This is a genomic window from Bifidobacterium minimum (genome assembly GCF_000741645.1).
GTDB classification, from domain to species: domain Bacteria; phylum Actinomycetota; class Actinomycetes; order Actinomycetales; family Bifidobacteriaceae; genus Bifidobacterium; species Bifidobacterium minimum.
Genome location: NZ_JGZD01000008.1, coordinates 75646 through 88833, shown reverse-complemented (window position 1 = coordinate 88833; position 13188 = coordinate 75646). Strand labels below are relative to the sequence as shown.

General features: G+C 61.9%; 8 protein-coding genes, 1 tRNA gene and 2 pseudogenes. 5 read left to right on the top strand and 6 right to left on the bottom strand.

Annotation, left to right across the window (positions count from 1 at the left end; all coding sequences use genetic code 11):
- Positions 1–51 precede the first annotated feature (51 nt).
- The 3 genes and pseudogenes from ispG to BMIN_RS08025 form a co-directional block, all read right to left on the bottom strand.
- A pseudogene (ispG, locus tag BMIN_RS03090) lies at positions 52–1269 on the bottom strand (flavodoxin-dependent (E)-4-hydroxy-3-methylbut-2-enyl-diphosphate synthase); the annotation flags it as partial.
- 29 nt (positions 1270–1298) lie between these two features.
- Positions 1299–2504, bottom strand: a complete 1206-nt coding sequence (gene dxr, locus BMIN_RS03085) for a 1-deoxy-D-xylulose-5-phosphate reductoisomerase (RefSeq protein ID WP_026647459.1) — start codon at positions 2502–2504, stop codon at positions 1299–1301.
- Positions 2505–2527: 23 nt separating this feature from the next.
- Positions 2528–4207, bottom strand: a complete 1680-nt coding sequence (locus BMIN_RS08025) for a DivIVA domain-containing protein (RefSeq protein ID WP_022861145.1) — start codon at positions 4205–4207, stop codon at positions 2528–2530.
- 293 nt (positions 4208–4500) lie between these two features.
- On the opposite strand from BMIN_RS08025, the gene BMIN_RS03075 reads away from it, so the two are divergent.
- Positions 4501–4574, top strand: a tRNA-Val gene (locus tag BMIN_RS03075).
- 285 nt (positions 4575–4859) lie between these two features.
- Positions 4860–5779, top strand: a pseudogene (locus tag BMIN_RS09165) (Abi family protein).
- 395 nt (positions 5780–6174) lie between these two features.
- Here BMIN_RS09165 and BMIN_RS03070 read toward each other — a convergent pair.
- Positions 6175–6408, bottom strand: coding sequence for a hypothetical protein (locus tag BMIN_RS03070; RefSeq protein ID WP_152595174.1), 234 nt, complete (start codon positions 6406–6408; stop codon positions 6175–6177).
- Between the two features lie 247 nt (positions 6409–6655).
- On the opposite strand from BMIN_RS03070, the gene BMIN_RS03065 reads away from it, so the two are divergent.
- Positions 6656–7939, top strand: a complete 1284-nt coding sequence (locus tag BMIN_RS03065) for an OFA family MFS transporter (protein WP_022861148.1) — start codon at positions 6656–6658, stop codon at positions 7937–7939.
- A gap of 168 nt (positions 7940–8107) precedes the next feature.
- Positions 8108–9472 carry a serine hydroxymethyltransferase gene (gene glyA, locus BMIN_RS03060; RefSeq protein WP_420796711.1) on the top strand — a complete coding sequence of 455 codons (1365 nt, stop codon included), beginning with the start codon at positions 8108–8110 and terminating at the stop codon, positions 9470–9472.
- 170 nt (positions 9473–9642) lie between these two features.
- On the opposite strand, the gene BMIN_RS03055 is transcribed toward glyA, so the two are convergent.
- Both BMIN_RS03055 and BMIN_RS03050 read right to left on the bottom strand, forming a co-directional pair.
- Positions 9643–10080 carry a DUF3052 domain-containing protein gene (locus tag BMIN_RS03055; RefSeq protein ID WP_026647461.1) on the bottom strand — a complete coding sequence of 146 codons (438 nt, stop codon included), beginning with the start codon at positions 10078–10080 and terminating at the stop codon, positions 9643–9645.
- 160 nt (positions 10081–10240) lie between these two features.
- Positions 10241–11221 carry a YlbL family protein gene (locus BMIN_RS03050; RefSeq protein WP_022861151.1) on the bottom strand — a complete coding sequence of 327 codons (981 nt, stop codon included), beginning with the start codon at positions 11219–11221 and terminating at the stop codon, positions 10241–10243.
- Positions 11222–11342: 121 nt separating this feature from the next.
- Here BMIN_RS03050 and BMIN_RS03045 point away from each other — a divergent pair, with 121 nt between their 5' ends.
- A complete protein-coding gene (locus tag BMIN_RS03045) occupies positions 11343–13124 on the top strand; it encodes a zinc-dependent metalloprotease (RefSeq protein WP_033507848.1) in 1782 nt (593 codons plus the stop codon).
- The last annotated feature ends 64 nt before the right edge of the window (positions 13125–13188 follow it).

The following is a 13188-nucleotide window of genomic DNA, read 5'->3' as shown; positions in this document are numbered from 1 at the left end:
CGACCGGGTATACATCCCGACCGGATAGGCCTTGCGGCTAGGCATGCTCCTGGGCTCGGTCACGGGGATGACGATGGGGCCGGTCCCGGGATTCCCTGAGGCCGATGGCGCACCCTGGTCCAATTCCTCCATCTCGCCGGCGATCTGACGTGCGGTCTCCAGCAGCGTGGGGACGATCTGATCCTCGGGAACGGTTTTGACGACCTTGCCCTTGATGATGATCTGCCCCTTGCCGTTGCCGGAGGCCACGCCCAGATCGGCCTCACGCGCCTCGCCGGGACCATTGACGATGCAGCCCATCACCGCCACGCGGATGGGGGCGGTGATGTCCTTGAGTCCCTCGGTGACCTCGTTGGCCAACTGGATGACATCCACCTGCGCACGGCCGCAGCTCGGGCAGGAGATGATGTCGAAATGCCTCTGGCGCAATCCCAGATATTCAAGGATCTTGCAGCCGACCTTGACCTCCTCGACGGGGGACGCGGAAAGCGAGACGCGGATCGTGTCGCCGATCCCCTCGGCGAGCAGAGCCCCGAAGGCCAGGCATGACTTGATGGTCCCCTGCCAGGCGGGCCCGGCCTCGGTGACGCCCAGATGCAGGGGCCAGTCGCCTTTCGACGCGAGAAGACGGTACGTCTCGACCATGGTGACCGGATCATGGTGCTTGACCGAGATCTTGAAGTCATGGAAGCCGACGTCCTCGAACATGTGGGCCTCTTTGAGCGCGGACGCGACAAGCGCCTCCGGCGTCGGGCCACCGTATCTGGCGTACAGGTCCTTATCGAGCGATCCCGCGTTGACTCCGATGCGCAGGGAGATCCCCGCATCCTCGGCGGCACGGCAGATGGAGGGGCCGACCTCGTCGAATTTCCGGATATTGCCGGGGTTGACGCGCACTGCGGCGCAGCCCGCGTCGATGGCCTGAAACACGTAACGGCTTTGGAAGTGGATATCGGCGATTACCGGAATCGGCGACTTCCTGACGATGATCGGCAGCGCATCGGCGTCGTCCTGACTGGGCACGGCGACCCGCACGATGTCGCATCCAGCGGCCGCAAGCTCCGCGATCTGCTGAAGCGTGGCGTTGATGTCGGTCGTGGGAGTGTTCGTCATGGACTGCACGCTGATGGGCGCTCCCCCACCGACGGGGACCGGACCGACCATGATGCGCCGCGACACCCGCCGCGGGTGCAGTGGTGATTCGCTGACCGTCGGCGTTCCCGTGCGACGGAAACCACTGCCAGGGTCTTTCTGATTCGTCGATGTCATCGGATTCGTCGGACTCTCCTGGATTTCACTCACGCTTGCCGGTTTATCAGATCATCGGCCCGGCGACGCGCCTCCGCCTCGATCTGGCCCATTTCCTCCACGGATTCGAACATCGGCGTGGCGCGCAGGGCCGCATCCATCTCGTCGATGACGGATCTGACCGTGTCCACGATTCCCAGATAGGGCAGCCGACGGTCGAGGAAGGCGTGGACGGCCTGCTCATTGGCCGCGTTGAGGACGGCCGTATGCTTCTGCGAGGCCGCAAGGCACTGACGCGCCAGTGAAACCGCGGGGAAAGCCACGTCATCCAGTGGTTCGAACGTCCACGTGGCCATCGTGCCCCAATCGCATGCCGACGCCACGTCGCCGAGCCTGTCGGGAGCCGACAGTCCCAGAGCGATGGGCAGTCGCATATCCGGCGGGGACGCCTGGCAGATGGTGGCGCCATCACGGAACTCGACCATGGAGTGCACGATCGACTGCGGATGGACGGTCACGACGATCCGATCCGGCGGGATGTCGAAGAGTCTACTCGCCTCAATGACCTCAAGCCCCTTGTTCATCAGCGTCGACGAATTGACCGTCACGACGGGACCCATGGTCCACGTGGGATGGTTCAACGCCTGCTCGGGAGTGACGGACGCCATCTGATCGCGCCGCATGCCGCGGAAGGGCCCTCCCGACGCCGTGACGATGAGGCGCGACACCTCGTCATGGGTTCCGGACCGCAGGGACTGCCATATCGCGGAATGCTCGGAATCCACGGGATTGATCTGGTTCCTGCGAATCTGGGCGTCGAAAAGGAGATGTCCCCCGGCCACGACGGACTCCTTGTTCGCGAGCGCCAGCTGCGAGCCGGCGGAAAGCGCCGCGATGGAGGGCTCAAGTCCGATGGATCCCGTGATCCCGTTGAGGACCACATCCGCTCCCGAACCAGCCAACGCGATGACCGCCTCCATACCACCCTCGACCGTGACGCCATGCGCTCCGGAGGAATCAAGGATCCGCCGCATTTCGGCGACCTTGCCGCCGTCCGCAAGCGCGACGCGCCGCACGTCGAAATCGATGGCCTGCCGTGCGAGAAGGTCAAGATGGGATCCACCCGAGGCGAGCCCCGTGACGCGGAACATCCCCCGATGGCGCGAGATGACGTCGAGCCCCTGCGTGCCGATCGAACCCGTTGATCCGAGAACGACGACCGTCCTATGGTCGGCCGTCGTATGGTCGACCGTCATATGTCCGACCGTCCTATCGCCGATCAACGATCCGCCTTCCGTCCCTTTCCGTAGTCATCGCCGTCATATTCACCGTCGTTGTCGGAGCTATCGACGCCGGAGCCATCGCGCGGATCCGCATCGTCACGCACCGGTCCGAAGACGCGCGGCCCCGAGTCGGCATCCGGGTCCGATTCGGAACGCTTGCCTTCATCGAAGACGGGGAACGACAGATCGGGGATTCCGAAGCTTCCGGCATCCGATGTCGAAGATGCGGGCGAGGTGGCCGCCGAAAGGGCTTTGACTCCGCCATGCGAGGGGGACGACGAGTCGGGCGTGGACGCCCACGTCACATGAGGCATAGCCAGCTGGGGGATCTGCACATCGAAGGACAGATCGTCGGGCTTCTCCTCGGAATGGGTCTCCTCGGCAAGATGGGCCAATGCCGCCAGCGAGGAATCCCCGGATGAACCGGCACCGACCGTCGACTGCGAGCCGGACTGCCGCGGGGACGGAGCGGAGGTCGCGCGGGCGGGTTCGGCTGTGGCTCCCGTTGCCCCTGAATGCGCGGGCGTGGCGGTGCGCGCGGGCGCGGCGGTACGTGCGGACGGCTCGACATGCGCGGGCGTCACGGGTTCGGATCGAGGAACGGTTCGGGATGCGCTGGTCGGGGCGGGGCGCGTTGTCCACGCGTCATTCCCCAGAGTCGATGACGCCGTCGAATGCGTTGAGTCCACGCTTGGCGAATCCGTCGGGAGCGGGACGGGAGGAATTTCCGGATCCGAGTCGGACCGCCGCTGTGAAACGAACTGCGGTTCCGGCATAGCCGTGGGCGAGACGGACTCACTCTGGAATATCTCACGCTCGGCGTTGTTCAGCGCGTCAAAGGATTGGTCCTCCGTGGTTCTCTCCGCATCACGATGGGTATGGATCGGCGCCGGCTTCTGCATCAGATCGAACAGGGATCCGACGGCCGACTGCGAATCCGCCGACGCGTCGAGCGGGATCGGCGAGATCACCTCGGTCTGCGCTCCCTCCTCGGACATGGCGCTCAGTTCGGCCGAAGGATCCGCGGAATAGTCGGAAAGTCGCTCGTAGGATTCGATGCGCGACAAAAGCTCGACGCAGGAGTTCAGATAGTAGTCCACCTGCCGCTCGTCATACCCGCGCGCTCCCCTGCGCTGGGTGAAAACGACGTTCGCCACCACGGACGCATTGAGGTCGACCAGCTTGCGGGCCACCTCCTGGGCGTCATCCCGCGCGTCACCTACCCCAAGCGCGGCGCTGGATTTCGCGATGATCTGATCGATGAGCCGGTCGACCTGACGACGATCGTATGAAGGCTGCTTGCTTTGCCCGGCGGAGAAGCGCTCACGCTCCGGTCTGGCCGCATGGGCCGCTATCGTGCGGAAAAGCCCCATGGTCGTCGCCTTCCATGTGACCCGCCCGTGCTGGGATATCTCCCACGCCGTGGTCTTGTCCGTCACCGCGCGCTCAAGACGGGTCAGGGCGGCGTCGACCTGGGCGATGACGTATCCGCCCTTGCAGAGGTCAAAGGACACGTTCTGAATGTCCTTCTGGGACAGCTGGACTCCCTCGCTCTCATACAAGGCATGTGCCCGATCAAGGAATTCATTGACCTGAGAGGGGTCATACCCCCACTTGCGCTTGCCGACCCGCGCGATCCCCGAGGGATTACGATCGGCTTCAGGTTCCTCAGCCATTGGCAACTGACCTCCTACGGATAGTGTCCATCCCCCACACTTTACGTGATTAACCCGACGCGCGTGTTCGCAAGGCATCCTCGACACTGATGGCACACACTTGCGACGCGTCCTTGCGACGCGTCCCACCCTGCAGGGTCAACCGTGCACAACCCCGAGCATACCGGGAGTCATTAACACAAGACCGCACTGGTTGCGAGACACGCGGGCACGCGCGGCAGGCACCGTGCTGAGACCGTGCTGAGACCGCGCTGCACGTCACGACGGCATCCTACGATACAGTATTGCACTGCGGGCGATTAGCTCAGTCGGCTAGAGCGCCACCTTTACACGGTGGATGTCGGGGGTTCGAGCCCCTCATCGCCCACTTGGGTCATGCACCATGTTTTTGTCTTCATTCCGTCGTTCCCGAAAGCCCTGAATCCTTGTCGTCGCTTTTTCTGCCCACATTTTGCCCATATTTTTCAGCGTCTCCGGCAAGATGCTCACGGTGACTCCGACCGACCATTGGGAGCCGAACGGACCGGCGACCGCGCATGTCTAGTGGTAAGAGACATATTCAGCCACTAGATGTACGGGATGTTATCGATTGCTATTGATTGATGCCTCATGTAGCCTCGTGGATACAAGAGCTTCCCAAAGGTATTCTCTTATGAGAATCAGAGTCTTGGACTCAAGCCGTTGGGTGCCAGGCTGGCTAGAGTTCCAATGTGAATTTTGGTCAGCCTTCCTTCATATTTCAAGGATGAAATATATGGACTCCTGCACTCTGAAACAACCTCGGACCGTCGCCGAACAAAGAAGTAAGCTCCTTGCCCACGGCATCACATTCGATGGCTACTCGAAAAAAGAAGTCGACCAGATACTGCTTCGAACGAACTACTACAGATTGACAGGCTATGCTCTTCAGTTTCGCATCGACCAGTCTCACGGTAGATGTGAAGCACAAACACGTTTGCGCGATATCATCGCCATCTACGATTTCGATTCTGCCCTTCGAAATTTTATTTACGGTACACGGAACCAGTTGAAATTAAGTTGCGCACGGTCATTGCTTACGAATATTCCAATGCTCATTGTTTACAAAAACCGCATGACCAACATCTTGATGCAGGTAATTATTACAGAAAAGCTGATGCACAAAGAATTATCGACGCCTTTTCTCAGGAAGAGCACTATCTGGAAAAGCCCCTCTTTATCCAACACCATCTCAAGAAGTACGGCGGGAACGCTCCTCTTTGGGTTATGGTCGAGACAATGCCGTTTTCGAGACTCTCAAAATACTACAATTGCATGTACGACGGAGATAGAACAAGGATTGCGAAACACTTTCGAACCTCTCCGGATAATCTTCACAACGCCTTACAGTGCATTGTGAGACTTCGTAATGAAAGCGCCCATGGAAACCGCATCTACAACACCCGTTATATGAAGAAAGCACGTCTGGTATTCACGGCATTGAAAGAAACGATTGAAGCGGATTCGGTTTTTGCCTATCTAACTGTTCTATACATGTACCAGACTATACATGTACCAGACGAAGACCTGTTTAAAGCAACAGTTCATGAGTGATCTGCAGTCCATACTTGACCGCTTTGATCCCGTTGTTGTCCGACGTGATTTACTCGGAATCCCCGAAAATGGGCTACGCCTCGTGCAGAGAAACATTCAACGGTAGGCCTTCGCTCCGGCTTCATTCGTCGCATGTTCTCCATTCGTCCGCAACCGAGCACGGCAATCCTCCCATAGACCTTTGGCCCATGCATATGCGCTCTTCTGAATGGGTACATCATGGGTACATCAATTCAGGAAGAATCAAAAAGGTCGGACGCCGGGGGAAGAATTCACTATTCCCAGCACAGCCCATGAGGGGAAGCGAATCACGCTGATGTTGCCCGTCTTGCCGTAACGGTCTCCCCCACGAGATATCGCAACAGGGGCACCGTGTTAACTATAGAAGCCCTCGATCAGGAGTTGGGATCATCCTGCGAGCGCATCGCGGGATCCGGGGAGTCCGCATGCGGGGCCATCCCCATCATTCCCACGGCGAAGCCCAGAACACCGGCGATCAACCCGCATATTCCCGAAGGAATCGCCTCATAGAAGGACAGGGCCAGACTCACGGCTCCGAAAGCCAAGCTGATCGCGCCGATAACAATGGTGTATTTACCCATGCCCCGCTCCTCACTCGCACCCGCCATAACCAACGCCATGATACCAGACGGTCCACCCGCAAACGCTCCGGTTTCGGCGCCAAGATGCCACCTGGCTTTACTATGACATTCCTCACAGTCGGTCCATATGACGCCCAACACACCCTGAATGCATCCGGAAACGAACATGGGTCATGTTACGTTTTTCAGGCAAAGGGATGATTGCGACGGCGACTGCCCGGCCCACGCCACCAATCCGACCTGGGCCATGAACTCCCTTTGCGGAGAGGATCATATGAGCATCCTGCCGGACAATCGTTGGACCCGGGCGATCGCCCCCGCCCTCCTCATACACGTATCCATCGGCACGGTCTATTGCTGGAGCGTTTTCAAGCAGCTCATCGCCGACCGCATGAAAGTCCCCGCAGGCACAATCGAATGGGGATTCTCACTGGCCATATTCTTCCTGGGCATGTCCGCCGCGTTCCTCGGCCCCATGGTGGAACGCGACATCAAGAAATCGGCCCTGATCTCGATGGTCTGCTTCGTCGTCGGATTCGCGGGAACCGGCATGAGCGTCGAGCTGAACTTCCTGCCCGGCGTCTTCATCTTCTATGGCGCCATCATGGGCGTCGGTCTGGGCGTCGGATACCTCACCCCGGTGAAGAACCTCATGCTGTGGTTCAAGGACAACAAGGGGCTCGCCACGGGAATAGCGGTGGCGGGGTTCGGACTCGCGAAGGCCATCGCCAGTCCCGTCATGGAATGGCTCATCGAAGGAGTCGGACTGGTGAAGATGTTCTACATCCTCGCCCTCGTCTACGCGATCCTCATGTTCGTCGGATTCCTCCTCATCAAACGGCCCCAGGGCTACGTCTACGAACCCGACGCCCAAGTGAGCCGCGGATCCATCATGCGGCGTCCGGTTTTCTGGGCGATCTGGCTGGCCTTCTACATCAACATCACCTGCGGTCTTGCGCTCATCTCGCAGGAGAAGGACATACTCCGCGACGTTCTGCGCCAACTCCCCTCGTACTCGGGACTCGACGATTCGGCGTTCGCCGTCGCCATCGCCGGAACGGTGGGCGTCGTCCTCGCCGTGGACGCCGTGTTCAACACCGTCGGACGACTCGGATTCTCCACGCTTTCGGATCATTTCGCACGACGTGAGACCGCATACGTCATCATCTTCGTCATGTCGATCGCCGTATGCGTGGTGGAGATCGCCACCGGCGGCATCGACAACGCCCTCCTGTGGGTGGTTCTGGCCATGCTGTTCCTCGTCAACGCCGGATACGGCGGAGGGTTCTCCACGCTTCCCGTCCTGCTCGACCAGCATTTCGGGATCAAGGCCGTATCCACGACGCATGGGCTCGCGCTGAGCGCATGGGCGATGGCGGGACTCTCCGGAAACCAGCTCGCCTCGTTCGTCGTCAATCACGCGGACGATCAGGCCCATCGGTACGCCACGCTGATCCCGATTCTCGCCGTGCTCTACGCCATCGCGCTGGTCAGCATCATCTGGGTGTCCCGCCGACGCACACGGGCGGCCATCGCCGACGACAGGGCAGAGGTGTAGGCCGTCGTTCGCACGCTCGCCGCACGATCTGCACTCCGCACCACGCTTCGGTCCACGCTTCGGCATCAACTGAGAACTCGGCGAGGACCGGACGGTATGGTGTGCCATAGGCCGGCGGACACGGTAGAAGCACACGACACAGACCACCGCACACGACAAAGGAGCACAATGACAGACACCGACACCACAACCGAAGCGCAGATGACAGCCGGCACCCTGGCCCAGAGGCCGGACGACGTCTTCAACTCACCCATCTCCCGCACCGACCCCGAAATCGCCGAACTGCTCAACGACGAGCTTCATCGCCAGCAGGGAGGACTCGAGATGATCGCTTCGGAGAACTTCGTTCCCCGCGCGGTCCTTCAGGCACAGGGGTCGGTTTTGACTAACAAGTACGCCGAGGGATATCCCGGAAAGCGCTACTACGGCGGCTGCGAGGTCGTCGACAAGGTCGAGACCCTCGCCCGCGAACGCGCCAAGGCCCTGTTCGGCGCCGAATACGCCAACGTGCAGCCTCACTCCGGCGCGCAGGCCAACGCCGCGGTGTACCAGGCGCTCGTCAAGCCCGGAGACACGATTCTTGGGCTGGCGCTCGACCACGGCGGTCACCTCTCACACGGCATGAGGATCAACTTCTCCGGACGCTTCTACAAGGCCGAGTCCTACGGCGTGAATCCGGAGACCTTCCGCATCGACCCCGAGATCATCAGGAAGCGCGCCCTGGAGACGCATCCCGCACTGATCATCGGCGGATGGAGCGCCTATCCACGCATCGAGGATTTCGCGGCGATGAGGCAGATCGCCGACGAGGTCGGCGCCCGGTTCTGGGTGGATATGGCCCATTTCGCCGGGCTCGTCGCGGCCGGGCTGCATCCCAGCCCCGTCCCGCATGCGGACGTCGTGTCATCCACCGCGCATAAGACATTGGGCGGACCCCGGTCGGGATTCATCCTCGCCAGGGAGGAGTTCGGCAGGAAGATCAATTCCGCCGTCTTCCCCGGTCAGCAGGGCGGGCCCCTGATGCATGTCGTGGCGGCCAAGGCCGTGTCCTTCAAAATCGCCGGAACCGAGGACTTCCGAAACCGCATGCAACGCACCCTTGACGGCGCCCAGATCCTCGCCCAGCGCCTTCAGGCCAAGGATGTTGCGGACAACGGCATCAGCGTTCTCACCGGCGGCACGGACGTGCATCTCGTGATGGTCGATCTGCGCAACAGCGAACTCGACGGCCAGCAGGGCGAGGATCTCCTCGCGCGATGCGGCATCACCATCAACCGCAACACCGTTCCCTTCGATCCACGGCCCGCGTCCATAGCCTCGGGACTACGAATCGGCACATCGGCCCTCGCCACGCGCGGATTCGGCGACGCGGAATACGAGGAGGTCGCCGACATCATCGGAACGGCGCTGGCCCAGGTACTGGCGCGGACACCGACGCCTCAAAGCCAGAGTGGACAGGCTGGTCGCCGACTTCCCGCTGTATCCGGGACTCCGGCAGACCGTATGAAATCACGGAGCGCCCCGATGCATTAACGTATCGGGGCGCTCCGTTTCTAAGCGTCCTTAAGCGTCGCGCATCCAGAGACTCGACGTAAGGGCGCCCGACGCGAGGAAGTCCGGCATGAGGACGCCCGACGCGAGGACGTCCGAAAAGGCCGAAGGGGACGCGAATCCGCGGAACGAGAACCCGGGGGCGAAGTCCCTCAGGAATTCTGACGGTTCTTGTCCGCTCCCTTGCCGAAGGCGCGAAGACGAACGCCGTTCCAATCAGCGCTCACCGTCAGAGGGACCGCGGCATTCATGCCGGCCGTCTTCGCCGCGGACTGGATCGTGCTTGAGTTGGCCGCTCCAGGGCGTCCGGGCTTGGGCGTGAGAATCCAGAAGGGGCCGTCGGTGCCGAGAACGGTGTAGGCGTCGACGATGTCGTCAGCCAGAGTGTCCTCGTCATCACCGTCGCGCCACCACATGATGACGCCGTCGACCGCGGAGTCATAATCCTCGTCGACCAGTTCCCCTCCGGTCAGTTTCTCGATTTTCGTGCGGATGCCGTCATCGACGTCATCGTCCCACATCCACTCCTGAACGATATCCCCGGAGTGAAAACCGAATTCCTCAGCGTTCTGCGATGCCGTTTCATTCACGTCCGCCAATATAGCAAAAGAGCTCGAACAATGATGTGACGGTTCCCCGATATGAGTCGTCCACAACCTCTCCGCCACGGACGCCGGCATCGCACAGAGAGCGCCCCCGAACGGTCCCACGCCTCACAACACCTCACAACACCCCATATGGGGCGGCGCCTCAGGCGGTGCAGTGCGGAAGAGAATCGCCCTTCCCCGTCGAAATCGCGACAAGCGCCTTGTACGCGCCCGACAATGTGGAGACTTTCACGTCACGCAGTCCCTCCGGGACATGGCCGACGACCTCGTCACAATTCGATGCCGGCGCCAGAAACCACGTGGCCCCGTCGCGTCGGGCGCCCTTCATCTTGAGCCGGATTCCGCCGATCGCGCCCACCTTGCCCGAATCGGACATCGTCCCGGTCCCGGCGATCGTCAATCCGTTGGTGAGCGAACGGTCACCGAGCTTGTCCAGAATCCCCAGGGCATACATCATCCCCGCCGACGGGCCGCCGATATCCTCCATCTTCACGGTTGCCGAAACGCCCGACACATCCAGACCCAGATCCTTGGACGCATAGGCGAGAGCGGCCTTCACGGCATGATTCTGGGACTGGGACATCTGCCCCTCCGACTGTGTTTTGTAATCGTCGGCGCTCTGCCCTACCGGAAAGACCACCTCGCGGGGGGTCAACACGCGATCGGACAGGAACCATGACGCCATCGCCTCCGCCGTGGTCATGGAATACCCCGGGACGCCCGAGGCGTTGACCGTGACCATCAGCAGATGACCCGAATCCTTGTACGTGGACGCTCCCGTAAGGGATATCACCGGACTGCCATCGGACTGGCCCAGCACATCGCGCGTGGGACCGGGGGACTCCACCACATACGGAGCGGGCAGAACCAGAACCACCGCGCACAGGACGACGCACAGCGCCCCGACGAAGAAACCCGCCGGACGATGGGCGACATGTCTGCGAAACCGCGAGAACGTCCCGGCCAGCCATCGGGTCCGTCCGACACGAACGGCATCCGAAGCATCCACGACGGGGATATCCGCGGAACCGTCGTCTCCGAAACCGTCCTTCCCGGCGTCATTGCTCCCGGAACCGTCGCTTGCAACGCCGTCGTCGAATCTGGTGCCGATGGTCTTCGTCATAGCGCACAGTCTAGAACGCACCGCTCACTTCCTCAGGCCGATTGCAAACATTTGATGGCGGCGATGGCATCGGACACGAACCTGAGAGACAATGGGGGCACACCACACAAAGGACGGCAGGATGGACGACAACACTATTCACCAATGGCTTATCGACTGCTTCGGGCCGATGCAGGGCGAGATGGCGTGGAAACAGTTCTCGCAGCTGCCCGACGGCGTTCGCGACCAGCTGATGAGTCAGGACCCCTCCCAGCTTCCCAAGCCGGAGGACGTGCAGTCGATGATCCAGGCCTTCACCGCGGGCGGTCTTAACACCCCGTCCGAAATGGAAAGGACCGTCGAAGAAGGCCCCATCAACATCAAGCTCGCGCGGACGATAGCCCTCCGCGGCAGCGCCGAGGGCGAGGCCGCGCCGACCATCAGCGCGAAGGACGCCCAGCGTGTGAAGAGCGCATCGAGCGAGGCGAATCTGTGGCTGGACACGGCGTGCCATTGCGACCCCGTGCCGGATGAGGTCCAGGCTCTGACCCGATCAGGATGGGTCAGGGACACCCTCGAGTCGTGGGCCGGATTCACCGCCCCGGTGGCCAAATCCATGGGCGACGCGCTGTCGTCAGTGCTGTCCAGCCGCTTCGGCGACTCCTTTGACGGCCATGTCACGGGACTCTTCGCCGGTCCGGTGCCGATTCCCCTTCCCGACGAGATGTCGAATCCGCGCAAACTCATGCAGCTGCTGGGCAACACCTCGTTCGCCATGCAGCTGGGGCACGCCGCCGGCGAGCTGTCGCATGAGGTACGCGGAAGCTTCGATCAGGGAGTGGCGCTCTCCCCCAACCCCGCCGGTGGACTCATCGTGCAGAACATCGACGAATACGCGGCCTCGCTGGAGATCGACCCCGACGAAGTGCTCTCGTTCGTCGCCGCGCGCGAGGCCGCCCATGCCCGTCTGTTCAATGCCGTTCCCTGGCTCATGCCACGATTCGAAGCCCTTATCGGCAAGTACGCGCGCGGGGTGGACATCGACCTCGACGCCGTCGAGGAGCAGCTTCGTGACGCGCAGTCCATGGATCCGGAATCCATCTCGGGAGCCATGAACCTCACCAACGTCGGAATCGCCGACACACCCGAGCAGAGCGAGGCTCTGGCGAGTCTCGAAATCCTTCTGGCGCTTGTGGAGGGATGGGTCGACGCCGTCGTATGGCGCGCCTGCATGCCCCATGTGCCGCACATCGAACAGCTGCGGGAGATGGTACGGCGTGAACGCGCGGTCGGAGGACCGGCCGAGCGGACATTCGAATCCCTTCTGGGACTCCATCTCAGGCCACGGCGCATGCGTGACGCGGCCGCCATCTGGGAGCGCATCGGAGTCGAACGGGGAATCGCCGAGAGGGACCGCCTGTGGTCGCATCCCGACCTTCTTCCCGAGCTCCCCCGTGAGGATGGCGAGCCGGGGACGTCCTCGACGGACTCCGCCACAAGGGGCTCCACCTCTGACGGCGCCGCGACCACGGACGACGACACGGACGACGGCACGACCGCGCGGGAGAACCGCACGCCGGCGTCAGGCAAGGGACCCGACGCGGGTTCCGGCCCCCAGTCCCCCACCGGCAGCGGAATCGATTGGGACGCCGAGCTCAACCGTCTTCTCGCCTCCGAAGGCGGGAGCGGAAACGGCTCCGGCAGCGACGATGATGGCAGCAGCAATGACGGCAGCAGCAATGACGGCAGCAGCAATGACGGCAGCAGCAATGACGGCAGCAGCAATGACGGCAGCAGCAATGACGGTGGCGCGGACGACGACACGAACGGGAGCACGAACGGGAGCACGAACGGAGGCGGCAACGACTCCGCTACGGACGGAGAGGCCGATTCGGACGCCGGAGATTCCCCTACACGCCGATAGGCTTCCGGGCGGAGCCGGTAAGACGGTCCCGTGGAACGACCCATTGCCAACGACCCGTTGCCAA